This window comes from Qipengyuania aquimaris, assembly GCF_009827445.1.
Classification (GTDB): domain Bacteria; phylum Pseudomonadota; class Alphaproteobacteria; order Sphingomonadales; family Sphingomonadaceae; genus Qipengyuania; species Qipengyuania aquimaris.
The window spans coordinates 2,423,455-2,449,459 of the sequence record NZ_WTYI01000001.1 but is presented as its reverse complement, the minus strand read 5'-3'; the positions used below and the strand labels follow the sequence as shown (position 1 = coordinate 2,449,459).

Annotated in this window: 23 protein-coding genes; 19 read left to right on the top strand and 4 right to left on the bottom strand. The window is 60.6% G+C overall.

The genetic code is table 11. The features are described 5' to 3' along the window. Nucleotides 1-4 precede the first annotated feature (4 nt). Genes GRI34_RS12060 through GRI34_RS12015 form a run of 10 tightly spaced genes read left to right on the top strand, consistent with a single transcriptional unit; the run spans nucleotide 5 to nucleotide 9,205 of the window. Nucleotides 5-1,567 (top strand): TadE/TadG family type IV pilus assembly protein, encoded by a 1,563-nt coding sequence (locus GRI34_RS12060; protein ID WP_160596135.1) that lies wholly within the window; start codon nucleotides 5-7, stop codon nucleotides 1,565-1,567. Further along, entirely contained in the window at nucleotides 1,564-2,088 is a 525-nt protein-coding gene (locus tag GRI34_RS12055; protein ID WP_160596134.1) for a TadE/TadG family type IV pilus assembly protein, read from the top strand. The genes GRI34_RS12060 and GRI34_RS12055 overlap by 4 nt, the downstream gene beginning before the upstream one ends. Further along, the gene (locus GRI34_RS12050; protein ID WP_160596133.1) at nucleotides 2,085-2,684 is read left to right on the top strand and encodes a TadE/TadG family type IV pilus assembly protein; all 600 of its coding nucleotides are present in this window, start codon (nucleotides 2,085-2,087) and stop codon (nucleotides 2,682-2,684) included. Before GRI34_RS12055 ends, GRI34_RS12050 begins: the two co-directional genes overlap by 4 nt. A 7-nt stretch (nucleotides 2,685-2,691) precedes the next feature. Beyond that, nucleotides 2,692-3,873 carry an AAA family ATPase gene (locus GRI34_RS12045; protein WP_160596132.1) on the top strand — a complete coding sequence of 394 codons (1,182 nt, stop codon included), beginning with the start codon at nucleotides 2,692-2,694 and terminating at the stop codon, nucleotides 3,871-3,873. A gap of 1 nt (nucleotide 3,874) precedes the next feature. Beyond that, nucleotides 3,875-5,269 carry a CpaF family protein gene (locus GRI34_RS12040; RefSeq protein ID WP_160596131.1) on the top strand — a complete coding sequence of 465 codons (1,395 nt, stop codon included), beginning with the start codon at nucleotides 3,875-3,877 and terminating at the stop codon, nucleotides 5,267-5,269. Beyond that, nucleotides 5,269-6,270 (top strand): type II secretion system F family protein, encoded by a 1,002-nt coding sequence (locus GRI34_RS12035; RefSeq protein WP_160596130.1) that lies wholly within the window; start codon nucleotides 5,269-5,271, stop codon nucleotides 6,268-6,270. The genes GRI34_RS12040 and GRI34_RS12035 overlap by 1 nt, the downstream gene beginning before the upstream one ends. A gap of 1 nt (nucleotide 6,271) precedes the next feature. After that, complete coding sequence (locus GRI34_RS12030; RefSeq protein WP_160596129.1) at nucleotides 6,272-7,246, top strand: type II secretion system F family protein; 975 nt, start codon at nucleotides 6,272-6,274, stop codon at nucleotides 7,244-7,246. A 1-nt stretch (nucleotide 7,247) separates the two neighbouring features. Then, complete coding sequence (locus GRI34_RS12025) at nucleotides 7,248-8,078, top strand: tetratricopeptide repeat protein (protein ID WP_160596128.1); 831 nt, start codon at nucleotides 7,248-7,250, stop codon at nucleotides 8,076-8,078. 9 nt (nucleotides 8,079-8,087) lie between these two features. Next, nucleotides 8,088-8,552: an A24 family peptidase gene (locus GRI34_RS12020; protein WP_160596127.1), complete on the top strand. Its 465-nt coding sequence runs from the start codon at nucleotides 8,088-8,090 to the stop codon at nucleotides 8,550-8,552. Between the two features lie 2 nt (nucleotides 8,553-8,554). Next, a complete protein-coding gene (locus GRI34_RS12015) occupies nucleotides 8,555-9,205 on the top strand; it encodes a hypothetical protein (RefSeq protein ID WP_160596126.1) in 651 nt (216 codons plus the stop codon). A 6-nt stretch (nucleotides 9,206-9,211) separates the two neighbouring features. On the opposite strand, the gene GRI34_RS12010 is transcribed toward GRI34_RS12015, so the two are convergent. Then, complete coding sequence (locus GRI34_RS12010; protein ID WP_160596125.1) at nucleotides 9,212-9,901, bottom strand: helix-turn-helix domain-containing protein; 690 nt, start codon at nucleotides 9,899-9,901, stop codon at nucleotides 9,212-9,214. Nucleotides 9,902-10,044: 143 nt separating this feature from the next. On the opposite strand from GRI34_RS12010, the gene GRI34_RS12005 reads away from it, so the two are divergent. The 4 genes from GRI34_RS12005 (at nucleotide 10,045) to groL (ending at nucleotide 14,988) form a co-directional block, all read left to right on the top strand. Further along, entirely contained in the window at nucleotides 10,045-11,451 is a 1,407-nt protein-coding gene (locus GRI34_RS12005) for an MATE family efflux transporter (RefSeq protein ID WP_160596124.1), read from the top strand. Nucleotides 11,452-11,489: 38 nt separating this feature from the next. After that, a complete protein-coding gene (locus GRI34_RS12000) occupies nucleotides 11,490-12,803 on the top strand; it encodes an amidohydrolase family protein (RefSeq protein ID WP_160596123.1) in 1,314 nt (437 codons plus the stop codon). 194 nt (nucleotides 12,804-12,997) lie between these two features. Beyond that, a complete protein-coding gene (groES, locus tag GRI34_RS11995; RefSeq protein WP_090477425.1) occupies nucleotides 12,998-13,285 on the top strand; it encodes a co-chaperone GroES in 288 nt (95 codons plus the stop codon). 53 nt (nucleotides 13,286-13,338) lie between these two features. Further along, nucleotides 13,339-14,988 carry a chaperonin GroEL gene (gene groL, locus GRI34_RS11990; RefSeq protein ID WP_160596122.1) on the top strand — a complete coding sequence of 550 codons (1,650 nt, stop codon included), beginning with the start codon at nucleotides 13,339-13,341 and terminating at the stop codon, nucleotides 14,986-14,988. A 102-nt stretch (nucleotides 14,989-15,090) separates the two neighbouring features. Here the strand turns inward: groL and GRI34_RS11985 are convergent, their stop codons facing one another. Continuing rightward, the gene (locus GRI34_RS11985) at nucleotides 15,091-16,116 is read right to left on the bottom strand and encodes an endonuclease/exonuclease/phosphatase family protein (RefSeq protein WP_160596121.1); all 1,026 of its coding nucleotides are present in this window, start codon (nucleotides 16,114-16,116) and stop codon (nucleotides 15,091-15,093) included. A gap of 78 nt (nucleotides 16,117-16,194) precedes the next feature. Continuing rightward, nucleotides 16,195-18,384, bottom strand: a complete 2,190-nt coding sequence (locus tag GRI34_RS11980) for a DUF305 domain-containing protein (RefSeq protein ID WP_160596120.1) — start codon at nucleotides 18,382-18,384, stop codon at nucleotides 16,195-16,197. A gap of 206 nt (nucleotides 18,385-18,590) precedes the next feature. Here GRI34_RS11980 and GRI34_RS11975 point away from each other — a divergent pair, with 206 nt between their 5' ends. Both GRI34_RS11975 and GRI34_RS11970 read left to right on the top strand, forming a co-directional pair. Next, a complete protein-coding gene (locus tag GRI34_RS11975; RefSeq protein ID WP_160596119.1) occupies nucleotides 18,591-18,998 on the top strand; it encodes a baeRF12 domain-containing protein in 408 nt (135 codons plus the stop codon). A 132-nt stretch (nucleotides 18,999-19,130) separates the two neighbouring features. Next, nucleotides 19,131-20,147, top strand: coding sequence for a serine hydrolase (locus tag GRI34_RS11970; protein WP_407692136.1), 1,017 nt, complete (start codon nucleotides 19,131-19,133; stop codon nucleotides 20,145-20,147). Nucleotides 20,148-20,247: 100 nt separating this feature from the next. Here GRI34_RS11970 and GRI34_RS11965 read toward each other — a convergent pair whose 3' ends face one another. Beyond that, entirely contained in the window at nucleotides 20,248-20,499 is a 252-nt protein-coding gene (locus GRI34_RS11965) for a hypothetical protein (protein ID WP_160596117.1), read from the bottom strand. Nucleotides 20,500-20,742: 243 nt separating this feature from the next. On the opposite strand from GRI34_RS11965, the gene polA reads away from it, so the two are divergent. From polA to GRI34_RS11950, 3 genes are read left to right on the top strand one after another with little or no spacing between them, the layout of a single operon-like run. Continuing rightward, nucleotides 20,743-23,577, top strand: coding sequence for a DNA polymerase I (polA, locus tag GRI34_RS11960; RefSeq protein WP_160596116.1), 2,835 nt, complete (start codon nucleotides 20,743-20,745; stop codon nucleotides 23,575-23,577). Beyond that, a complete protein-coding gene (locus GRI34_RS11955) occupies nucleotides 23,574-24,884 on the top strand; it encodes a sensor histidine kinase (RefSeq protein ID WP_160596115.1) in 1,311 nt (436 codons plus the stop codon). The genes polA and GRI34_RS11955 overlap by 4 nt, the downstream gene beginning before the upstream one ends. Before the next feature lie 12 nt (nucleotides 24,885-24,896). Continuing rightward, nucleotides 24,897-25,973: a mechanosensitive ion channel family protein gene (locus tag GRI34_RS11950; RefSeq protein WP_160596114.1), complete on the top strand. Its 1,077-nt coding sequence runs from the start codon at nucleotides 24,897-24,899 to the stop codon at nucleotides 25,971-25,973. Nucleotides 25,974-26,005 lie beyond the last annotated feature (32 nt).

Sequence of the window (26,005 nt, the reverse complement as noted above, 5' to 3'; positions counted from 1 at the left end):
AACAATGGTTAGCGCAAGAAACCTCATAAACAGGTTCCGTAAGGACGAGCGCGGCGCAGTCGCCGCGACCTATGCGCTAGCCATTATCCCACTCGTCGCCATGGCTGGCGTCGGCATGGATTATGCCCGGCTCATGGGCATGGATTCGGAATTGCAAAACGGCGCCGACCAGGCCGCCCTTGCCGCCGCGACGCAGCTCGATGGCAAATCGGGCGCATGCAGCCGCGCCGCAACGGCTGCTGTTTCGCTGGTTTCAAACCTTTCGCTGCTGGCTAGCGGGAACAGCGCGGTTACGGTGCCGTCCGAAACAACGTGCGATGCCACGGGGCAGGTCCGCTTCTACCGCGACAAGGCCAAGACCCAGCCAGCCAACAGCGACGCAACCGCCCGCTATGTGGAAGTCGACGTGAACGCGAAGACTGTCGACTATGCCCTTCTGCCCGTCACTGGCCTGATTTCCGGCGATACCCTCGATGCTACTGCATTCGCAGGACTGGGTTCGGCGATCTGCCGCGTTCCGCCGCTTATGATGTGCAGCCCCGACGCCACCCAGCCGTTCGATGCAGCGGGCAAACGCGGCATGGGCGTTCAAATGACCGGCCAGGGCGGCAATAGCTGGGCGCCCGGCGATTTCGGATTCCTCGAAGTCGGGCAGGGCCAGCTCTCGGATCTCGTCGACGCACTCGCCCTAGATATCGGGGCGCTGAAATGTGCGCCGATCGACGGTGGGACGGACCCGGAAACCGGGAATGCGCAGATCTTGTTCAGCGCAATCAACACCCGTTTCGACATCGGTGACGGTAACGGCGGCCAATTGAGCGTTTGCAGTACGGGCGCTTGCCCGCCTGCTCGTAATGTCGTGAAAGACGTCGTGAAGCAGACTTCTGCTACAAACCCGAATTCCTGCCGCCTGAACAACAACGCCTGGGAATTGCCAGCTGTGGGCCGCCGTTTCCGGCCTGGCACAGGCACGGGCACCGAGCCACGGACCGCGTCTTTCGATGAAGACGGCATTATCGATGCGATCGGCCTTTCGCGCGACCTTTGCCATTACAATAGCTATGGGGTGAATTGTTCATCGCAGAACGGCGGATTGAGCAATCGCTTCGGCAGCAAGCAGTGGGCGATTGCGGAGTACTTCACGAAGAACCACGGGACAGGCATTCCCGCGACGCTTCCGGGCGGTGTGAATGCCACCAGGTATCAGGTTTATCGCTGGGAAATCGATAACAACGTCATCCCGCACGACATCGCAGCAGGCAGCGGCAGGCAATACGGGCGGCCCATCTGCTTGCCGGGCACTTCGACCATCGACCGGCGCGTGCTGACGATTGCAGTGGTGAAGAATTGCGCCGCTATCAGGGGTGGGTCCACCGCCGTCGAGGTCGACGAGTGGGTCGACATGTTCCTCGTGGAGCCGATCGTGGACGACAGTACCGAGGTGGCAAACGGCCGCATTCGTGACGGCGTTTACATGGAAGTCATCAGGGAAGCGGCCGTCGGTGGCGGTGCGGGCAATCCTACGCCCCAGGCCATCCGCAAAGACGTGCCGTATCTGATCGAATGACCTATCCCCGCGCCTTCCTGCCCTCTCAGAGCGGTGCCGCAGCTTCGGAAATGGCCTTGGTCCTTCCGCTGCTCCTGGCGATCATGTTCGGCGGGTTCGAGGCCGGTCACTACTTCTACACCGAGCACAAGATCATCAAGGCTGTGCGCGAGGGCGCGCGCTATGCCGGTCGCCTCGGCTTCACCGGGGCAGGCTACTCCTGCCAGACTGCCGGCGGACCTACTACATGGACAGCTGCCGGCAATCCTTCCCTGTCGAATACGCGGGCGGTAACAGTCTACGGCACGACCGATACAACGGGCAGCCCGCGGATCAGGAACTGGGCACTGACTGACGTCACTGTCGAATACCAATGCAACTCTGCTTTCACCGGCGGTATTTACAGCGCCCAAGTTTCGGGCGGCCCCGTGGTAAGGGTTACCGCCACCGCAAGCTATCTCTCGCTGTTCAACCAGCTCGGTTTCATCGATGGCTCGGCCCAAGTGACGGCAAGCGCACAAGCACCGGTGAATGGCATATGAGCATTCTAGAGAAATACGTCCGCAACGAGCGCGGAGGAGCGGCTGCAGAATTTGCACTGATCGTGCCGATCATGCTCGTATTCCTGCTCGGCATTCTCGATGTCGGATTCTACGCATGGCAGATCAATCGCGCTGAAAAGGCCACGCAGATGGGCGCCCGCTTTGCTGTCGTGACCGAGATGGTGCCGAATGGTCTGGAGACCTATAGCTTCGTGCTAGATGGCAGCACCGTACAAGGCACCGCGGTCTCTCAGACTGCTTTCCCCGGCGTGGCTTGCACGTCGACGGCCTGCACCTGCAAGGCATCCTGCTCTTTTACACCAGGGTTTGACGGGACCGCGTTCAACGCCATCGCGGACCGCATGCGATTGTTTAAAAGTGAAATAACAAACGCCAACGTAAAGATAGATTACGATTGGTCAGGGCTCGGATACGCGGGCGATCCCAATGGTCCGGAGGTTGCGCCAATCGTGACTGTCCGGCTTGAATCCATGCAGCATCGCCCACTCCTTTCTTTCCTTCTCGGAACTGTCGATCTTCCTGATTTTGCCTACTCGCTGACGGCTGAAGACAGTTCGGGCAATGTCTCGAATTGAGAGCGCCATGACCGATTTTTCTGACATCTACGAAACGGATAACGGAATGACCCTTCCCGAAGGCGTGCATGTGTTCGCGCGTAAAGAAGCGCTCGGCAATGTCGCGATCCTCGAAGACTCAGTCACCTTGCACCGCATCGAGCCGACCGACGAACTGCCGGGCGCCGCGATCGAGAAGGCCGCCATTGCCGTAGTCGAGATCGATTCCGCCGATCCCGCTTCGCTGGCCCGCCTCGAACGACTGCGCGCCATGCGCCCGGGGCTTCCCGTAATTGCTGGCCTGGAGGATGCCCCGGTCAGAACGGTACGCTCACTGCTTCGCAAAGGCGTTTCCGATGTGCTGGAACTTCCCTTTTCCAGCGAAGAACTGATTGCTGCCATCGTAGACGTTGCGCGCGATACCAAGCCGTCTTCGCCTGCGGTCCCGGCCAAGCTTGCACCTGTGGTCGCGGTACTCGGTGCCGCTGGGGGTGTGGGCGCAACTACGGTCGCAACCCAGCTGGCCACGATGCTGAGCTCGCGTTTTGGAGAAGGCGCGCGCACCGCCCTCGTCGACCTGTCCCTCCAGAGCGGCGATGCCGGAGCTTATCTCGACCAGAATCCGCGGATGACGATCAGTCACCTGTTCGACGCCATCGACAAGATCGATGACGAACTCATGCGGTCGGTAGCGGTCGACTGTGGTGACGATCTCGACCTGTTTGCAGCTCCCGACGATATCGATCCTATCGAGAGCGCGTCGGCCGATGCCATCGCCAGGATGATACGCGAAACGCGCAAGCGATACAGCGCCGTCGTACTCGACATGCCTTCGACTTTGCCGAACTGGGCGATGCCTATCCTGCTTTCGGCTGATGAAGTCGTGCTGGTTGGCGTGGGGCGCATTGCTGCGCTGCGTCATGTGAAACGCAAGCTGTCGCTTCTCCAGATGCTCGGTCGTGAGCGTCAGAACATTTCGGTCGTGCTCAACCGGATCGCAGGCGGTTTATTCAAGCGGTCCGATGTGTCCCAAATGGAGGAACTGCTCGGTTATGATGTTGCGCAGACGCTAGAGGAAGATACGCAGTTGGTCGAAGAGGCACAGCTGCAGGGCGTGAGTATCTCGACGCTTCAGAAGCGTGCGCGCCTGTCTCGCCAGATTGCCGACCTGGCCACTTCGATCAGTGCGAAGATCGGGAAGGAAGACTGACATGTGGAAGACCAAACTCGACGAGACGTCGCACGAGACGCCGGTCACCCAGCAGAATGACGCCGACCTGATTTCTGCCGAGGATGAGGAGCGCATCCTCTTCGGCAAGAAGGACGAGCATACTGAAAAGATGCTCAAGCTGAAGCTGTCGATCCACCACAGCCTGCTCGATCGCCTGAATCTGGCCATGCTCGATCAGACGCCGACCGAGCAGATCAAGGCGCAGATTTCCAGCATCCTACCCGAATTGCTGGCAGATTTCGACGAACCGCTCAATCGCGAGGAGCGCGAAAAGCTGGTGCAGGAACTGGTCGACGAGCTGATGGGTCTCGGCCCGCTCGAGCCGCTTCTTGCCGACGAAACGATTACCGACATTCTGGTCAATGGGCCGGAGACTGTCTTCGTAGAAAAGCGCGGGATGCTCCAGCCGGTGCCGACAAGGTTCCAGGACGAAAAGCACCTGATGCGCGTTATCCAGAAGATCGTCAGCGCAGTCGGCCGCCGGGTCGACGAAAGCTCGCCCTTCGTAGACGCGCGCCTCGCCGACGGCTCTCGCGTCAACGCGATCGTCGCGCCCCTTGCGCTCGACGGTTCGCTGGTCTCCATTCGTAAGTTCGCCAAGAGCCCGATCAGCATTGCGAAGATGATCGATCTGGGCAGCGTTCCCGAACAGATGGCTCCGGTGTTCGAAGCGATCGTCAAATCGCGGCGCAACGTGCTTATCTCCGGTGGTACCGGTTCGGGTAAGACGACACTGCTCAATGCCATGTCGTCCTACATCGACGAGGCGGAGCGTATCGTCACCATCGAGGACTCGGCCGAACTCCAGCTGCAGCAGGCGCACGTCGCCCGCCTCGAAACACGACCGGCGAACATCGAAGGCAAAGGCGAGGTAACCCAGCGCGATCTGGTCAAGAACGCGCTTCGTATGCGCCCCGACCGCATCATCGTCGGCGAGGTCCGCGCCGGAGAAGCCTTCGACATGTTGCAGGCGATGAACACCGGCCACGATGGCTCGATGACCACGGTCCACGCCAACACTCCGCGCGACGCGTTGAGCCGCGTAGAGCAGATGATCGGCATGAGCGGCATCGATATCACATCGAAGAGCGCCCGCGCCCAGATCGCATCGGCAATCAACGTAGTCGTCCAGGTCGGGCGGTTGTCCGACGGGCGACGCAAGATCAAGAGCCTGTCCGAAATCACCGGCATGGAAGGGGAAACCATCACCATGCAGGAAATCTTCCGTTTCCGCATGACAGGTCGAGCCGACGACGGCTCGGTACTCGGACACTTCGAGGCTACCGGTATCCGGCCCAAGTTCCTCGACGAAGCGGAATCTCACGGCATGCATCTTTCGCCCGAACTGTTCCGTCCGGACATGAAGCTGGGCTGATGACGACCGAGATCATCCGCATCGTCTTCCTGCTTGCGATTTTCGCAGCGGCGTTCCTGCTATTCCAGACAGTCGGTAGAACGATTGCTGCCCGCCGTGCTCACACGGTGGCGGCCAACCGCCGCATGTCGCTCATCCAGAAAGGCACGACACGCGAAGATCTCTACGGTGAATTGCTGAAGAACCGTCCGCGCGAACATGAGGCCCTGCCGCCGCTTCTGCGACGCATGGCGATCGGCTTTGAGCATATGATCTATACCTCCGGCATTAGCTGGAGCATCTCGCAGGTCCTGATCGCCATGGCAGTGGGCATCGGCCTTCTGTTTATCATCGCGCTGGGCATCGCAGTCGGAGCTGGTGCAGAAATCGGCTTCGGCGCGGTGCAGCTGTGCCTCTTGTTCGCCTTGGCCGCAGGTGCAGGCATCCCTTATTTCATCATCAAGCAAGTCGCGAACAGCAGGCGCAAGACGATGGAGAAGCAATTCCCTGTCGCACTGGATATCTTCGTCCGCGCGCTTCGGTCAGGCCACCCTGTCGCTTCGGCAATTGAATTGCTGACACAGGAAATGGAAGACCCGATCGGCTCGGAATTCGGTCTCGTCAGCGACGAGATCACCTATGGTGCCGATTTGACCACCGCTCTCGATTCCATGGCCGATCGCTGGAAGCTGGAGGACATGCGCATGTTCGTGGTTTCGCTTTCGGTCCAGAGCGAAACCGGGGGCAATCTGGCGGAAATTCTCGAAAACCTTGCGGGCGTCATTCGCGACCGCGCAGCCATGTACATGAAGGTCCGCGCCCTGAGCTCGGAAGGTCGAATGACGGGCTGGATGCTCAGTATCCTGCCAATCTTCGCATTCGTGACCACGTTCCTGGGTGCACCCGAATTCTATCTCGACGTGGCCGACGACCCGATTTTCATATTCGGAACGATCTTTCTGGTCCTCCTGTATTTCGTCGGTGTCTTCACCATTCGCAAGCTTATCGATCTGAAGGTCTGACATGCTCGAACTCGCTGCCACAAGCCTCGTTGTACGCCTTCTGGTCCTCGCATTGATTTTCGCGGTTGTGACCGGTGTTATCCTTATCGTCGTGAACGGGATCGAAGCCCGGCGCCGGACCAGCCAGCAGATCGCGCGGCTCGATTCCCACGCCGCTGTGAACGAGAAGGCAAACCTCGTCCGCTCGGATTCCGACAGCCGCTGGGCAAAAATTGCCGACAGCATCGAACGAACCGGCCTGAGCCTTACCGACCCGAAAAACCACAAGCTTGAAAAGCAGCTCAAGATGGCGGGCTATTCCAGCCCCAGCGCACCGCGCGTCTATACGATGGTGCGTATCGGCATGGTGTTCCTACTGCCCGGCATTTTCCTGCTCGCGATCTCTTTCAGCACCGAGCCGCCCGGCCTGCTTTCGATCTACCTATATTGCTCGATCCTCGCCGCTTTGGGTCTCTATATTCCAAACCTCTTCATTCGCGCCAAGGCGGACCGGCGCAAGTCGGAGATCATCAACGGTTTCCCCGATGCGCTCGACCTTGTCCTGGTGTGCGTGGAAGCGGGTCTTGGCCTCGAATCCGCTCTCGACCGGGTCGGCCGGGAGATGACGCGTTCGCACCCGCTTATCGCGCACCTGATGATCGAAACAGTCCTGATGACTCGCGCCGGTGCTTCGCGCGAGACTGCGCTGCGCCAACTGGCAGATTCGTCCGGGGTAGATGAAATCCGCTCGTTCGCTACGCTGCTGATCCAGTCGGACAAGCTTGGCACGAGCATCGCGAATACTTTGCGCGTCTACGCCAACGAGATGCGCGAAGCGCGCAGGATGCGGGCTGAAGAGAAAGCCCACCGCATCCCTGTTCTGATTTCCATTCCGCTTGTCGCTTGCATGTTGCCGACCATGATCGGCGTGCTGGTCCTGCCGGCCGTCATCATGTTCGTACGCGATATCGGTCCCGCTATGTCTGGAGGAGGATAAAATGAAGAAGGTTCCTGCAACACTGGCCGCGCTGGCGGTCGTCATGCCGCTTTCCGGCTGCCAGAGCTTCATCAATGCCTTCAACTTCGGTGACCACACCCGCTCCACCCAGCCCCTGTTCGGTCAGGCGGACCTCGAAGAAGGTCGTCGGCTTCTCGCTGAAGGACAATATGGCAACGCCATCCCCGCTTTGCAGCGTGCAGCTCTGAATCGCCAGACCGCACCTGATGCCGCCAACGCGCTTGGCGTAGCATACGCGCGTATCGGTCGAGGCGATCTTGCGGAACGCTACTTCCGCGCGGCTGTGACGCTCGCACCCCAGGATGCGAAGTTTGCAGCCAATCTCGAGCGCTTCTATGCCAGCGATTTGGCGCAGGACATGCGCACTCTGCACGCACAACGTGAAGAAGCACGCAAAGCCTATACTGAATTTGCGCAGTCCGAGGCCGCAATCGCAGCGCAGCCCATAAATGAGGAACGCCTTGTCCAGAGCGGCGGCAAGCAGCGCAAGATTACTCTCGAGCGCGGCACGGCGACCGCCCGCATCGCTCTTGACGGCGCGGATCCAAGCAAGGCCCGTGTAAGGGTGCGTACCGCACAGGCGAGCGAAAGTCCCGCGGCCTCAAACCCATCGGTCCGTGTTCGCGTCAGTGGCCAGCCGGTCAAACCGCGAGCATCAAAGCGCCCGACCGAATTGCATATTCAATCGTCGGCGAACTACCCGATGCGCGTCCGTATCGGAACCGATCGACCTAATGAGAAAACCGTCGCGAACGGTTATCCCATGCGCGTCAGCCTCAGGGCTCCCCAAACTGCCGAGCGTAAGGACTAACGACCGGACATGGCCCTGGCGACTATCTCGTTCGGCGTTCTCGCCGCACTTTCTTCTGTCGGTGCGATTACCGACATTATAACCCGCAAGCTTCCCAATATCCTTTCGCTTGTACTGGCATTGACCGGCCTGGGCTTCGCTTTGGCAATAGGGGGCTGGGCCGCCTTGGGCTGGCATGCGCTTCATGTGATCGTCGCATTCCTGATCGGCTATCTAATGTTCGTCTGGAACATTTTCGGCGCAGGTGATGGGAAGTTCTATGCCGGCTCCGCCGCTTTCTTCCCGCTCATGGACGCCCCTGTCCTGGCTCTCTGCATAGTCTTGGCAGGCGGGATCCTTGCCCTGTTCTGGTTTACCTTGAAGCGTTTCATCAAAGGCATGAAGCGCCGCAAAGATGACTTTGCAAAGCTGCCCTACGGTGTCGCAATCGCAGTAGGTTCCGTCGGATACGCCGCTCTTACCACGCTTGGATGAGCATGGAGGCGGATCCGGCACATGCGCGACCGAGGGGGGCAAGGCAAAAAGCCACCTTCCTCGGTGTCGCAATTTTTCTGGCCCTCGCCGGGTTCACAATCCTGGCTGCATCCGATTGGCAGTCCGCATCCCAAGAGAAAGCGGGATTATTTCGCGTAGCTCTTCAGCCCAACCAGATGAAAACGCGGCTGCCGACAATCCAGCCTCTTGCGCAAGATAGTCAAGCAGCAGACGTCCAGTCGGTGCCAGCGGCGGTAGAGTCTCTCGGAGGGGAGTCGCCGACCGACCAAGCGCCGGAAGTCGAGTTGGCGAACAATGCTCTACCCAAGGACGTGATGAAGCTTTCGTACCGGCTCGAGCCGGCTTTCGATGGCGGGCCTGACGGGGTTCAGGTGCAGAAGAATCTTGTCCGTGAGGGGACTGGCGAAACGAGCCTACCCATTTTCTTGATGGGCGGGACACGTATCGAAATCGAGCGCGAAGCCTTGGCCAGTGCGATGACAAAGCTCGGCCTCGATCAGCAAGCCATCTCATTGCCCGAGCAACAGCGCCTGACGCTGGAAAACGTAAGGGCGTCCGGCGTGGATCTCGCTTATGACGCCATCCGGGACACGCTCGTTCTCAAGAGCGCAGCGGAAGAGGCCCGGCCTTAGGACGCCCTAGTCTTCTTCGCCCCAATCGATCCGGACATCGATGCGGCTCTCATCGACACCAGCTGCGTCCGCGATCCGGCGCCGCGCGTCGCGTACTATGTCCGCGAGCGATCCCGTTTCGATATCTTCAGGGGAACGTACAGCCGGGGAACCATAGACCAGCTCAAGCTCGGAAATGCCCAACTCGACCGCAAGCCGTTGCATCGTTGTGTGACGTGGGCGCACGCGGTCGCTTTCCCATTTCCACAAGGTCGGTTTGCTCACACCGGCCAAGCCAGCAAGTGCACGCATGGACAGTCCGCGATTCTTGCGCAGGCGCTTGATGCGCTCGCCCAGCGTTTCGTTGTCGACCCCGTGCAATTCATCCGAATGGCCGGATGCAAAATTCGCTGCTTCCACTTCCTCGTCGGAGAGCTGCTTTGCGAAACTGCAGCCGTATAGCTGGTCGTCGAACCAAACTACCTTGGCGACGACAGGTCCGATTTTCGGAAGAACCACTTCGAGCGGATCGTCGAGTGAAAGGCTCGCGGCTGTCTTCACCAGCATTCCGCTGGGGGAGAGGTTGAGGACTTCCGCGTCGAATGCCCGTCCCGATTGGCCCACACCGGTGCGAAGCCGCAGGACGAGACGTCGCGCCCGCCGACGCGGGCCTCCTTCTTGCGCGACACTTTCCGCAGTCTCGACTTCTTCCGACACCCTAACTTCCCGCATTATCCATGGACCCAGCCCATGATCGACCCAAAGCCGTAGTGTGGCAAAGCAGTGCCAGTTTGTCACCGCGTAATCACCGAGCGCTCACAGCCATTGGTTCCAGTTTTCACTTATCTTACCAGATAGCGATGCAGGACGCGCGTTCCATTGCGCCCACGTCATCGGACGTCGAAGGCTGGAGCGGCGAATTTCGTGCGACCTTGAAGCTGGGATGGCCCCTGGCAGCAGCAAACCTGCTGCAAATGCTTACCTACGCCATCGACGTGATCTTCATCGCGCGGCTGGGCGAAGCGCAGCTGGCAGCCTCCGCACTGGCGATCGCTCTCTTCGGTCTGGTCATGTGGGCTCTATCGGGTCTGACCGGAGCCGTAGCCCCAGTGGCCGCAGCTGAACTCGGCGAACGAGCGCCCGCGCTGCGACCTGTCAGGCGAGCTGTGCGCATGGCGCTTTGGCTGGCAGTATTTTCAGGCATTGGCGGAATGGCAATCTGTCTCGGCTTGGGGCCGCTCATGCGGGCAACCGGGCAGGACGGCGAGATTATCGCGATGGCTCTGGAGTATAACACCATCCTGATCCTTTCGATGGTGCCTATGCTGATCAACAATGTCCTGCGCAGCTTTGTATCAACACTCGACAGGCCCATCTTTGCGACAGCGATTATCGCTGGTGGCATCTTCGTTAATGCGCTGGCGAACTATGCCTTCATTTTCGGCAATCTCGGAGCGCCCGAGCTAGGGTTGCGTGGAGCTGCGGTGGCGACAATCATTACTGCGCTGGTCACGCTGCTTGCCTATGTGATCGCCATCCGGCTCGATCCCAAACTGCATCGTTACCGGATTTTTGGCAGGTTGTGGTCGCCTGACTGGAAACGTTTCTGGCACATCACACGGATCGGGACGCCGATTGCACTGACCATTACTGCCGAGGCCGGGATTTTCGGTGCAGCGGCCTTCATGATGGGAAATATCGGCGCAACGCAGCTGGCGGCCCACACGGTTGCGCTGCAAATCGCGGCGCTGGCCTTCCAGATACCTTTCGGCGTCGGGCAGGCCGCAACCATTCGCGTCGGCTACTTCTACGGGGCGCGCAATACCGAGGGCATGAAGCGCGCCGGTTGGGCAAGCATTGTGATCGGAACCGGCTTTATGGGGCTGACAGCGCTTGCAATGATCTTTATCCCAAAGCCCTTGCTGGCGATCTACATCGATCCTTGGGATCCGGCCAACGCCGTGCTGGTCAGCTTCGCGCTGAAATATATCGTCGTGGCGGCGGCTTTCCAGCTCTTCGACGGGATGCAGGCCGTGGCCGCCGGTGCGCTACGCGGCCTTCAGGACACCCGCGTTCCGATGTGGATCGCGGCATTCTCCTATTGGGTGCCGGGTATCGGGCTGAGCCTCTGGCTGGGCTTTTTCACTCCACTCAAAGGGGTCGGCGTGTGGATCGGCCTCGCCACGGGCCTCACCGTAGCGGCAGTTCTGCTGACCTGGCGCTGGTATCGCCGCGATCACCTGGGCTTGACTGTATTAAGCAAATAATACAGATGGAACGGGAGAGCAGAAGAGGGAGAGCACCGATGAAATCGCTGCACATGAAAGCCTTCCTGGGTCTATCCGCTTTGGCAATGTCGCTGGTTTCACACCCCCTGCGCGCCGATGACCACGATGAGGTCGTAGCCTATGAAAATGGCCAATGGTTTAACGGCGAAATCTTCGTTTCGGGTCGCCGGGTGGTGCAACGCGGCGTCTTCGTTGGTGAAGGTGTCGAGCCCGATCGCGTGGTCGACCTGCAAGGCGCCTTCATCGTTCCGCCGTTAGGCGATGCTCACACTCATGAATACGACGGGCCCTGGACATTTCAGGCGCAGAGCGATGCCCAGCTCGCGGCGGGTACATTCTACGCCATGACCATGACAGCACCGGGCAGCGGTGTGGCTCAGATTCGCCACCAGTTCGAAGATGTCGACACGGTCGATATTGCCACTTCGCTAGGTGGCATAACCGGGCCCGAAAGCCATCCGGCAGAAGTTTACGAGGCGCTGGCGCTGCGCATCTATGATGAGGAGCAGCGCACAGCACGCCAGGACGAAATCCGCGAAGGCACGCGCTATCAGGACGATGCCTATTACGAGGTGAGCGATGAGGACAGCGCGCGCTCTGCAGTCACCAAACTGCTTCGCGCCAATCCCGATGTCGTGAAAGTCTTCCTGCGCCACAGCGCGCAATATGACGAGCGCGTGCCTGACAATTGGGCCATTGGCGGGATCGACCCGGACTTGCTGCCCATCATCGCCGAACGCACTCGCCAATACGGCCGTCGTCTTGCCATTGCGGCAAGTGACCTGTCCGATGTCGATGCAGCGATTGCGGTAGAGGCCGATATTCTGACGCATCTGCCCTGCTATCAGGATACGAAGGATGCTAGTTTCTATAGCTATCCGGCGACCGACGAGAACTGCCTGCTATCCGCCGAACAGGCACAGGCCATCGCGTCATCGGGCATGGCTGTAACGCTCATCGCATCAGAATTCGCCAAGGGGCAGGACGAAGATGTTCGTCGCCGCCTCGAAGCCAATGTCCAGCTGCTCAGGGACGCCGGTGCGACCTTCGTGATCGGCTCCAACGCCTATGGCTCGCCCGTTGTGACAGGCCTCGTGGCAGAGGGGGACAGGTCGCTTTTCTCCAACTTTGAACTCTTACGCATGGCGAGCATCGATACGCCCCGCGTCATCTTCCCGAACCGCGCAGTGGGCTGCCTCGATACAGGCTGTGAAGCGAGCTTCCTCATTTTGTCCGGCAATCCTCTAGAGGACCTCGCCGCGCTTGAAGCTATCAGCGGCCGGATAAAGCGTGGGACCCCCCTTCCTGATCCCGAGCCTACTACTGAATAGGGCTTACAGCGCGCTGCTTTTGGGATCGGACCTCGCGCCACCCAACGTGGCGCACGGCCTCACTGAATGACCGGAAATTATTTCGCTTCCGACCCGTTGACTCTCCACACGGGCGCTCCCAAATGCGCCTCGCTGGCACTCTCGACGTGGGAGTGCCAAATCAGGTATTCACTCTCAGTAGAAAGGTCATCACCATGGCATTTCGTCCGTTGCACGACCGAGTTCTCGTGCGCCGCATCGAAGCAGAAGAAAAGACCGCCGGCGGGATCATCATTCCCGACAGCGCCAAGGAAAAGCCGAGCGAAGGCGAAGTCGTCGCTGTCGGCAACGGCTCCAAGGCGGAAGACGGCACCGTGACCCCCCTCGACGTGAAGGCGGGCGACCGCGTTCTCTTCGGCAAGTGGTCCGGCACCGAGGTCAAGCTCGACGGCGAAGACCTGCTGATCATGAAGGAAAGCGACATCATGGGAATCATCGGCTGATCGCCGACCCCACCGCTTTCTGACCACACCCAAGTATTCCAGGAGAAACACCAATGGCAGCCAAGGACGTAAAGTTCGGCCGTGACGCGCGCGAAGGCATCCTGCGCGGCGTCGACACCCTCGCCAACGCCGTGAAGGTCACGCTGGGCCCCAAAGGCCGCAACGTCGTGATCGACAAGAGCTTCGGCGCACCCCGCATCACCAAGGACGGCGTTTCCGTCGCCAAGGAAATCGAACTGAAAGACAAGTTCGAGAACATGGGTGCGCAGATGATCAAGGAAGTCGCATCGAAGGCGAACGACGCCGCCGGTGACGGCACCACCACTGCAACCGTTCTTGCCCAGTCGATCGTGACCGAAGGCATGAAGTCGGTCGCAGCGGGCATGAACCCGATGGACCTCAAGCGCGGCATCGACCTCGCGGTCGGCAAGGTCGTCGAAGACCTCGCCGGTCGTTCGAAGGAAGTTTCGGGCAGCGAAGAAATCGCGCAGGTCGGCATCATCTCGGCCAATGGCGACCGTGAAGTCGGCGAAAAGATCGCCGAAGCCATGGAAAAGGTCGGCAAGGAAGGCGTGATCACCGTCGACGAGAGCAAGGGTCTCGAATTCGAGCTCGAAACTGTCGAAGGCATGCAGTTCGACCGCGGCTACCTGTCGCCCTACTTCATCACCAACCCGGAAAAGATGACGGTCGAACTCGAAAACCCGTACATCCTGATCCACGAGAAGAAGCTGTCGAACCTGCAGGCGATGCTTCCGGTTCTGGAAGCGGCTGTCCAGTCGGGCCGTCCGCTCCTGATCATCGCGGAAGACATCGAAGGCGAAGCGCTGGCCACCCTCGTGGTCAACAAGCTGCGCGGCGGCCTCAAGGTTGCAGCGGTCAAGGCTCCGGGCTTCGGCGATCGTCGCAAGGCGATGCTGCAGGACATCTCGATCCTGACCAAGGGCGAAATGATCAGCGAAGACCTCGGCATCAAGCTGGAAAACGTCACGCTCGGCATGCTGGGTGAAGCCAAGCGCGTCACCATCGACAAGGACAACACGACCATCGTCGACGGTGCCGGCTCGGAAGACGACATCAAGGCCCGCGTTTCCGAAATCCGCACACAGATCGAGAATACCTCGTCGGATTACGACCGTGAGAAACTGCAGGAACGCCTGGCGAAGCTCGCTGGCGGTGTTGCGGTCATCAAGGTTGGCGGCGCTACCGAAGTCGAAGTGAAGGAACGCAAGGACCGCGTCGACGACGCGCTGCACGCAACCCGCGCAGCCGTCGAAGAAGGCATCGTCCCGGGCGGCGGTACTGCCCTGCTCTATGCGACGAAGGCTCTCGATGGTCTCGAAGGCGAAAACGACGACCAGACCCGCGGCATCGACATTATCCGTCGTGCGCTGCAGGCTCCGGTTCGCCAGATCGCGACCAATGCCGGTCATGACGGTGCGGTTGTCGCAGGCAAGCTGACCGACGCCAACGACACGTCGCTCGGCTTCAACGCTGCGACGGACACATACGAAAACCTGGTGGCCGCCGGTGTCATCGACCCGACCAAGGTCGTGCGCACCGCACTGCAGGATGCAGCTTCGGTTGCCGGCCTGCTGATCACCACGGAAGCTGCCATCGTCGACCAGCCGGAAGACAAGAGCGGCGCGCCCGCAATGCCCGATATGGGTGGAATGGGCGGTATGGGCGGCATGGGCTTCTAAGCCTAACCGACCAGCCGACAGGCAAAGAAGAGGCCCGGCGGGAGCGATCCTGCCGGGCCTTTTTCTTTTGTTCGTGCCTTAGACCCCGGCGACCGGGGGCTATCAGCTCTCGGCAGCCTCAGCGGCAGTTGCTCCTTCGATATCGGCGTCCGCCGAGTTCGGGTCGACGCAGACCTTGGCGATGAGCGGCAAGTGATCGGAACCCACGTCCTCGCCGATCTCCAGCTCTTCGACCTTCACGCCGTTCTTCACGAAAATCTGGTCGAGCGGCCAACCGACGAAGGAATAGTCGGCCGGGAAAGTCGGGTAGCTGCCGCGCCCGGCGCGAGGGTCGAAATAGCCGCCCTCGCGGGCGAAGCGCGATGTCGTATCCGACCACGGCACGTCGTTGAAATCACCAATGGCCAACACATTCTCAAGCTCGTCCGGTGTCTTCGCGCCCGCCCTGGCGATATTCGCATCGCGCGTTGCGGTAGATTCACCCGGCAACGGGGGCCTGGGATGCAGACCGATCACTTCGAAGCGCGCGCCGTCGCCCATGCGAAGCGTCGCATAGAGCGTGGGCGTGTTGGAGCTGGTATTCGCCACCATTTCGGCCCGATCGGTCCGCAATTTCGTGGCGAATGCCATCCCGTATTTGTTCTCCAGCGGCATATCCAGGCGATAGGAATAGCGCGACAGCTGCGGGGCGAGCTCTTCGACCCACTTCTCGTTCGTTTCCATCAGCAGGAGAATGTCGGGGTCGACGCTATCGATCAGTTGCGCCGTGCGATCATACTGATCGTTCGATTGCAGCACATTGAAAGCGAGCACGCGGGCACAGCTCATCCCGTCTACCTCGTCCGGCAGAGCGACCTGCGGCGAGGCGAGGAACGTGTAGGGCCATAGCCGCCACAGGTTGATGCCGATGGTCAGGAAAGCCAGCACCAAGGCCGTGATCCATCGGGGCCGCGCAACGAATATCGCAGCAATCCCCAAGACTCCGGCGAGCATCATCATCGGCTCACGCAGGAAGTCGAGCATGCGGACAGCGCCGCGGTTGGTATCGTAAAGCGACACCAGCGACAGGATCAGGAAAAGCGCGAGAAATGCTAGGATTGCTTTCCCGGCAAGGCTCAGATTTTTCAAAGATATTCCCCCACAGCCTCAAAAATGGCTCGGGATCTATACCTCGGCGCTCCGCGATTGTTCCGCTTTGGGGGGCAATCAGCCCCCCTTGCGGCTTTCTTCTACGGCCCGAACCACCTCGTCGGGCCAGGTGACCTGCGTCTGGGTTTGCGGGTTGAACAGTCCGCCCTCGAACTGCGCCGCTTCCGCCGCCGCGATCTCCTCTGCGGTGAGGAACTCGCTCGGCTCAAGCGCGAAGATGTCGAGCCCGCGGGTAATTTCGGTCGCGTAGATACGTCCGTTATACCAATAGGCCGACCAGTAGCCGCCGGTGACCAACTGGTCTTCATCGATCGGTCCCCGGTCGAAGTAGGCGATCTCGAACGGATTTGCCGCGTCGGTAAAATCGATCACCGAGATGCCGCCCTGGTACCAGGCCTGGACGAAGATGTCGCGGCCGGGGACCGGAATGATCGAGCCATTGTGCGCGACGCAGTTTTCCTTGTCGCTCTGCGGTGCGGGCAGCTTGTACGTGCCGCGATATTCCAGCTTGCCTTCCTCAAGCGCATAGAATGCGTTGGCGCCCCAATCCATCGGATCGCCTGCCTGGCAGCGCGGACGGCCGCCCCCGCCCCACTCGTCGGTGAAGAGGACCGTGGTGCCATCATTGCTGAAAGTGGCGGAGTGCCAATAGGCGAAGCCCTTGTCGGTCACGTCGGCAATCCGGACCGGTTTGCGCGGGTCGGAAATGTCCATGATGATGCCATTGCCTGAACAGGCACCGGCCGCGAGGTTCTTGGCCGGGAACACCGTGATGTCGTGACACTGGTTCGTAATTCGGGTGTCCTGCGTGCCTTCGCCATGATCGCCCCCGCGCCACAGGCCGGCAATTTGCCCATCGGTCGCGAAGACGCGCGGGCTGTCGACGATACGGGCCGCCGAAGGATTGGCGACCGGGATTTCGATCACGTCGATGCTGAACAGCGCGGTCTCGTCACCGGCGGTATCGAAGCATCCGGCCAGTTCTTCGTCATCGCGGACGTAGGATGTGCCCGAATTGTAGAGGACGATTGTCTCGTCGTCTGCGGATACGATTGAATGTGTGTGACTGCCGCGACAAGTCTGGACCAGCCCGACCTGGCGGGGCCGCGTAATGTCCGAAATGTCGAAGATGCGGATGCCGCGGAAACGGTCTTCGCTGACCTTTCCATCCACGCCCTGAAGGCCGCAGTCGACGCGCGCGCGACTATCCTGCACGCTCATGACCAGAAGATCGCCGACGAAGGAAACGTCACCCTGCCCACCAGGACAGACCGTGGAACTGACCAGCTGGGGCACGCCGTCATCGCCGAGGCGGTATGCGTTGAAGCCGTGGTAGCTGCCTGCCACCAAGAGGTCGCCTGAGAAGGCCATGTCGGTGTTCGCGAAGTCCAGCAGCGACCCGCGCTTGCCGAACTGGGGCTTGTCCTCTTCGTCGTCGTCCTTCTTGGCTTCGCTCTCTTCTTCGTCCTTTTCGATCAGCGGCTGCAATTGCGCCGGATTCTTGGGGTCGAAGAAACCCGCAGGCTTGGGCTGGGCCGCGACCAGGCGCAGGCCTGAAATCGCTTCGCCGGCGTCGCGCAGGCCGGCAGTCAGCGTGGCTCGCGGATCGCTGGACAGCTGGGCGAGCAGCGCGTTCATGCGGTCGATCTCGGCCTGCTGGTCGCTGACCACGTCATTGGTGAACTCGAACATCACCGGCTCATAGGCGCTGCCCGGGGCCTCATGCAGGGTCTTGACCATGGTGAGCGCGCCTTTGTGATGCTCGATCATCAGGCGCAGGAACTGGCGGTCGAAATCCGTTCCGCTGGATGCCGCGAGTTCGGCCATCTGGGCAGGCGTTGCCATACCCTTCATGATCGAATGACCCGCGTGACCTGCGTGCATGGAATGGTCCATCGCAACCGCTTCGCCGCGCGCTTCCAGCCACTCGGTCATGAAGGCGATTTCGTCCTTCTGCGTGGCGAGGATACCGGCGGCGATCTTGCTCACCGCGTCGTTGCTGGTGCGATCCGGTGCAAGTTCCGCCATCTGGACCGCTTGCCGGTGGTGGGTGATCATGCCCTGCATGAACACGACATCGCCAGGCGAGTAGGAGGTATCTGCAAGCGCAATCGCTTCTTCACGGTCGATTACGCGCGGTGCTTCGCCCGGCGCTCCGGGCAGAACGATCGGCACTTCCTGCGCCAGTGCTGCGTGCGAAGTCGTGAGCAGCATGCCCGCAACCATGGTGCGAAGTGTCGTTTTCATGTCAGTCCTCTGCGAATCCCAAACCCGTGGCGCGCATAGTCCCGACCGCGTCGGGCGGGTCAAGCGCAAAGGCCGCGGGCACAAGTCGCTGGTCGATCATCGTCGGCAGTCCGGCGAAGTGCGCAAATGATCGGTGCTCGGCGGACCAAATCGGACGCTGGCTCGTTGGTGTGATGAGACCTTAAAAAGCATCCGAGGAGAAACCGATGAAAGTGCCCCACAAGGCGCATGTCGCAATCGTAGACGGCGAAAGCTTTACGATCATGAGGAACACCGGCAAGCCGTTCGAGCCCAAGCTCGGCGACGCCTCGAAGCCGGACCTCAGCCCAAGCAATTTCAGCGCGGGAGTGCGCCACCAGGACGATATGGGCCAGCGCACCGGCGCTACCGATCTCAATGAACTGGCCCATGGCGCAGCCGCAGCGGAATGGCTCAATGCCAAGGCGATTTCCGGAGAGATCACCGACGTGCTGGTGATTGCCGATCCCAAGACGCTGGGCGAAATGCGACGCCACTATCACAGCGAGCTCGAAAAGCGCCTGGTCGGCGAAATCAACAAGACCGTGACCGGCGAAACGACCGAGCAGATCGAGAAGGTTATTGCGGCTTCATAGACTCGAAAACCACCCGATCGAAAGCAACGAGCGCCTGCGCGACACATTCTGTCGCGCGGGCGCTTGCGTTTCGGCCGGAGGTTTCGTTAAGCAACGCCTAACCAAGGACTTGCTACACAGATGGACATGCGGATGAGAAAACTAGGCAAGATACTTGTTACGGCGGCTCTGGCAGTCGGTGTCACGACTGGCGCAAATGCGCAAACCACCAGTTACCAGGCGCAATTCGACCAAATGCTCGGCACGCAAGAGCGCGCCCCGCAGACATTCGAGGCAATTTACGAAAACGCGCTCGAGCAGACCATTGCGGAACTCGCCGACGGGTCGAAGGGCCGCATTGGTGTTGCCGCAGTCGATTTGTCGACCGGCAAGACCGTGTCTGTGCTGGGCGACCAGCTTTTCCCGATGGCGAGTACCAGCAAGATCGCCGTTGCGGCGACTTTTCTCGAAGGTGTCGAGAAGGGCAAGTGGAGCCTGACCAGCGAGTTTCCGCTGCTGCTTCCGCGCCGTTCCGCGAAATTCTCCAGCCCGCGTGCACCGGTCTATGAAGGCCAGTACATGAAGGCGATCGACCTTATCGAAATCATGATCACCCGTTCCAGCAACCCGGCAACCGACGCGCTGCTGCGTGTCGTCGGCGGACCCGAAGCGGTCAATGACTGGATGCGCAGGCAGGGTATCGATGAATTCAGCATCGACCGCGACATTGCCACCCTCGTGCGCGACGACGGCGAATATGATCCGGCCCAGCACATTGACACGCGCGATGCGGCGACGCCGAACGCTATTCTCGAACTGCTTTCAGGCCTATATCAAGGTAAGTACCTGTCGGCTGAAAGCCGCCGCGTGCTGCTTGGCGCCATGAGCCGGACGCGAACAGGTAAGCGCCGCATTCCGGCCCTCATGCCGGCCAGCGTGAAGGTTAGCCACAAGACCGGTTCGCTGAACAACACTTCAAGCGACGTCGGAATTCTTGAAACCCCGGATGGCCGCGCCGTGGCGGTCGCCATCTACGTGACGGGACAGGGCTCGCGCCTCAATCGCGAGGCCAAGATCGCACAGATCGCCCGTGCTCTACATGATGGGTATTCCGCCCAGAGCGGCCAGCGCAAGCGGGTCTGGACCAACGCGGAACACAACGGCGGCTAATCCCCTCACTCGCATCGAAAATCGAGCGGACACGAAAAAGGGCGGCGCCTTACGGCACCGCCCTTCTTGTTTCGTCGGTTAACCGGCGAAGCGTGCTGGATTAGTCAGCAGCAGCTTCAGCTTCGGTTTCGCCTTCGACTTCAGCTTCGACTTCAGCAGCAGCTGCGTCAGCTTCAGCAGCAACTTCTTCACCAGCTGCTTCCATGGATTCGCCAGCGGCTTCCATGTTGGCTTCTGCGTCGGCAGCAGCCGATTCAGCGGTGTCCGAAGCTGCGTCTTCGGTAGCTTCCGAGCAAGCAGCGAGCGAGAGAGCAGCAGCCGAAGCAGCAGCAACAAGAGCGATCTTACGCATAAAGATAATTCCTTAAACAGCGAGTTTATGGGCCGGGGAGCCGGTAATCCGTCCCCCGACGCAAGGTCCGAAATCGGGCCTCACCATGTCTAAATAATGGCCGGATTATGGCGCTGCAAGCAAATTCGCCACATTCATGCCCGATTTGCCATCGATTTGCCCGATTTCCGCCATTTCCCGGCCATATTTTTTCATGGCCTTTGCGCTCCCCAAAGTGTCGACTCGCTGCTAGTCACCCTTGCGATGGCCGATAAAAACCACCTCTACCTTGTCGACGGGTCCGCCTACATTTTCAGGGCCTACCACCGCTTGCCTCCCCTGACCGATCCCGAAGGCACGCCGGTCGGCGCGGTCTACGGCTATACGACCATGTTGTGGAAGCTGGCCGAGGATCTCGACAAGGCCGACGGTCCGACCCACCTCGCCGTTGTGCTCGACAAGTCGAGCCATTCCTTTCGCAACGAAATTTACGACCAGTACAAGGCTAACCGGCCCGATCCGCCTGAGGACCTCGCACCGCAGTTCCCGCTGATTCGCGATGCGACCCGCGCTTTCTCTCTACCGTGTATCGAGGAGCCCGATGTCGAGGCGGACGACATGATTGCTTCCTATGCCCGCGCCGCGCAGGCCCAGGGGTGGGACGTCACCATCGTTTCGTCGGACAAGGACCTCATGCAGCTTGTCGGCGAAGAAAACGGCGCAAGGATCGACATGCTCGATACGATGAAGAACGCGCGCATTTACATCGAGGAAGTCGAAGAGAAATTCGGCGTTCGACCGGAAAAGGTTGGCGACGTCCTCGCGCTGATGGGGGACTCGGTCGACAATATCCCTGGTATCTTCGGCGTCGGCCCCAAGACTGCCAGTAAGCTGATCGCCGAACACGGCGACCTGACTTCGGCGCTCGATGCCGCCGAGGACATGAAGAAGAGCAAGCTCAAGGAACGCCTGATCGAGCACCGCGCGGATGCCGAACTCAGCCGCGTGCTTGTGACGCTCAAGGAAGACTGCGGCCTTCCAGTCGAGCTTGACGATATGAAGCTCGACGGTGTGCCGAGCGAGCCGCTTGCCGTCTTCCTTGAAAAACATGGCTTCACCAGCCTGTTGCGCCGCCTCGAGGCGGGTAGCGGAAGTCCCGGCAAGTCGAACGATCTCAACCCGGCCAAGCAGGAAAACGCCGGAGCCGCTTCGGCTCCCGAAGGTTCTGTCCAGCCGCTGCCGGAAATGCCTGCCGTAGACAGGTCGGCGTATGAGTGCGTCCAGACGCTCGACAGGCTCAAGGACTGGATCGACCGGGCAGCGAAAGCCCGCCTCGTGGCAGTCGACACCGAGACCAGCGCGCTCGACAGCATGGCAGCCGACCTTGTCGGCATCAGTCTCGCGATCGGTCCGAACGACGCGTGCTATATCCCGCTAGCCCATGGCGGAACGGACATGTTTGCCGAGAAGCCGGACCAGATCGGTATCGAGGAAGCGCTGAACGCCTTGCGCCCGCTGCTTGCCTCGGATGCGGTCATCAAGGTCATGCATAACGGCAAGTACGACCTCAACGTCCTGTCGCGATACGATGTCGCTGTTTCGCCGGTCGAGGACACAATGGTCATCAGCTTCGATCTCGATGCAGGCCGCGGGCTCGACGGGATCGGTGGCGGCCATGGCATGGACGAGCTGGCAGACCGCCACCTTTCGCACACCTGTCTCACCTTCAAGGAACTCTGTGGCACGGGCAAGAAAGCGATCCCCTTCGGCGAGGTTCCGCTCGACAAGGCGACCGAATATGCGGCCGAGGATGCCGATGTAACTTGGCGCCTCTACCAGCATCTCAAGCGCCGCCTGCCTCAAGAGGGCGGCACGGCAATCTACGAGCGGGTCGACCGTCCTCTCGTGCCCGTGGTGGCGCGCATGGAACAGCGCGGTATCAAGGTGGACCGCGCACGGCTCGCTGGGCTCTCGCAGGAATTCGCGACCGAAACCGGGCGGCTGGAAGGCGAGATCCACAAGCTTGCCGGCAAGGAGTTCACCGTCGGCAGCCCTAAGCAATTGGGCGACGTGCTGTTCGATACGCTTGGTTACAAGGGCGGCAAGAAGGGCAAGAGCGGGCAGTATTCCACTGATCAGTCGATCCTGGAACGCCTGTCGGGCGAAGGTGCCGAAATCGCGGACAAGGTCCTCGAATGGCGCCAGCTTACGAAGCTGAAGTCCACCTATACCGACGCTCTTCAGGAAGCGATCAATCCGAAGACCGGCCGCGTCCATACCAGCTATAGCCTGGTCGGCGCGCAGACGGGGCGCCTGTCATCGACCGATCCGAACCTGCAGAACATCCCGATCCGCACGGCCATTGGCCGCCAGATCCGCGAAGCTTTCGTTGCCGAGGAAGGCAACGTCCTGCTCGCCGCCGACTATTCGCAGATCGAACTTCGCCTTGCTGCGCACATGGCCGATGTCGGACCGCTCAAGGATGCTTTCGCCAATGGCGAAGACATCCATGCGCGCACCGCGACCGAAATGTTCGGTGAAGTGACGCGCGATACCCGTGCGCGTGCGAAGACGATCAATTTCGCCATCCTTTACGGCATCTCGCGCTGGGGACTGGCAGGCCGTCTCGGCGTCGAACCCGACGAGGCGCAGGATATGATCGACACCTATTTCCAGCGTTTCCCGGGCATCCAGCGTTACATCTTGGAAATGCTAGAGACCGTTCGGGAGCGCGGCTATTCCGAAACGCTGTTCGGCCGCAAGACGTGGTTCCCGCGCATAGGCTCCAAGAACCAGGCGGAGCGCCAGGGGAGCGAACGTGCGGCGATCAATGCCCCCATCCAAGGGACCAGCGCCGATATCATCAAGCGCGCCATGGTCCGCATGGAAGGTGCCTTGGCCGAGGCCGGCCTGCACGAGGTAAAGATGCTGCTGCAAGTGCATGACGAACTCGTATTCGAATTGCCCGAAGGCGATGTCGCCAAGGCCTCCGAAGTCATCGCAGAGGTGATGTCCCGAGCAGCGCGGCCAGCCGTCTCTCTCGACGTGCCGCTGGGTGTCGAAATCGGTACGGGCGCAAGCTGGGACGCTGCACATTGAGCGACCTTGCAGCTCTTGTGCGCCGTGGGCAGCGCTGGCCCAACGCGGTCCTTTCGCTGATCATTTTCGGCGCGATGTTCGCCCTGATTTTCCTCGTCTACCAGACGCTGGAAGGGGAGCGTCTCGAACGCGAGCAATCACGCCTGACCGCCAACGTCTTGGCCGAATTGCAGGAAGTCGAGTTTGCTGCCCTCAACGCCGAGACGGGACAGCGCGGATATCTGATAACGCTCGATCGCCGCTACCTGACATCCTACGCCCAGGGTAGCGAACAGATCGAACCCGCCCTCCGCCGTCTGCGCGGCCTGCTCGGCGATGAGACCACGGTCCGCCAGGCCGAATTGCTCGACCAGATCGATGCGCTTGCGCGGGCGAAATTTTCCGAAATGGAACAGTCCGTCATGCTGATCGATGACGGACGCCTGCTCGATGCAAGACGCGCCGTCCTTTCCGACGAAGGGCAGGAGGCAATGGAGCGCCTGCGCCGGGCCATAGACGAAATGCGCGTGATCGAACGGGAGATACTTGCCCGCCAGGCCGCCGACACGGCCCGCCTCGAAGCGCGCATTCTGCCGCTGCTCGGGGGCCTTATCGTTCTGATCCTCGTGGCCATCCTGCTCGGCACACGGCTCGTTTCCCGGGCTGCGCGTGCAGAAGCGGAGGCGGCGCAGGCTGCTGCGGTTGGTGAGGCCCGCGATCGGGCGGACCTTCTCGCTCGTGAACTCAATCACCGCGTGAAGAACCTGTTCGCGGTCGTCCTTGCCATCGTCCAGATGAGTGCACGCGACAAGCCGGAAGCGAAGCCGGTGACGGATAGCATTGCCGAGCGTATCCGCGCCCTGCTGACCGCGCACGAGGTGAGCCAGGGTGCGCTCGATACCCAATTGGCATCGCTGGAGGCCTTGGTCGATACCTCGCTCGCGCCCTATCGATCCTCCACCCAGACGGCGACCATCTCAGGGCCGGAAGTCCTGCTTCCTGCCAAGCGGATCACTCCGCTCGGACTGGTCTTCCATGAGCTGACGACGAATGCGGTCAAATACGGCGCTTGGGCCCATGGCGGAACGATCGACGTAAGCTGGACCCGCAAGGATGACAGGATCAACCTCGTCTGGCGTGAAACCGGCGTGCCGCTCGACGGTGAACCGGACCGCAAGGGCTTCGGCAGCCTGCTCATGAACAGTGCAGCGCGGCAATTCGGCGGAACGGTGGAACGCGATTTTACCAAGGACGGCCTCATTGTCACGATAGACTTGCCGGTCGATCAGAGCGCGACTTCGCTTGCAAGCGATCCGGAGGCCCCCTAGTTGCTCTCTCGCATGCTCGAACGTTACGATCCGCGAAACTGGCCCATTTCGTACGAGGGCCTCCTGCACACGGGTATTGTTCTGACGGCGGCGGTAATTCTCGCGCTGGTCCTGCACTACCTCGTCTTCGCCGCACTTCGCAGGTTCACCAAGACTTCGGACAGCCAGATCGACGATGTCATCGTCGAACGAGTGCGCAAACCGCTGCGCTGGGCGATTATCGGCTTCGCCATTTCCATCGCCGCAGAGAACGATCATCTCGTCGGTGATGGTTGGGACGTTTTCGGCTCGTTCCTGACGCCTTTCGTGCTCGGCTGGGTTGCCTATTCGCTGGTGAAGGGTTTTGCGGCCGGGTATTCACGACAGGTCGAACTGACAGGCGATGAGGTCGCCACGCGATCCCTGCGCACCCGCATTTCGATCCTGTCGCGCACTGCGACCTTCGCGATCGTTATCATCACCGTATCGCTGGTCATGCTCAGCATTCCCGGCGTCGCAAAGGTCGGCACAACTCTGCTCGCGTCGGCCGGTCTTGCCGCGCTCGCGATTGGTGCCGCGGCACAGCCGGCTTTGAAGTCGCTCATCTCCGGCCTGCAGATGGCGCTGACCCAGCCCTTGCGCATCGGCGACCTCGTCAAGGTCGAAGGCCAGGCCGGGCGCGTAGAGGAAATCCGCATGAGTTTCGTGACCGTGCGCACATGGGACGAACGGGTGCTTGTCGTCCCGACTTCCGTTTTCCTCGAGAATGCATTCGAAAACTGGTCACGCGTGAGCGAGAAGCTGACCGGCCCCGTCATGCTGCACCTCGATCCTGCAACCGAGGTAGAACCGATCCGCGAAGAATTCGAACGCTTCGTGAAGGCCCATCCACTGTGGGATGGACGCAATGTCGCCCTGTTGATGACGGAAGCCTATCCCGAAAGCATCGAACTGCGTCTCTCGATGAGCGCAGAGACCATTGGCGACCTGTTTAACCTGCGCTGCGCAGTGCGCGAGCATATGATCGAATGGCTCCGCGAGCACCAGCCTGATGCGCTGATCCGGCACCGCCTGGAAGTACAGGCCGCAAACCAGCGCGTGAGCATGTAAAGTCACTATTCACGCTGGATTATTCACGGTAG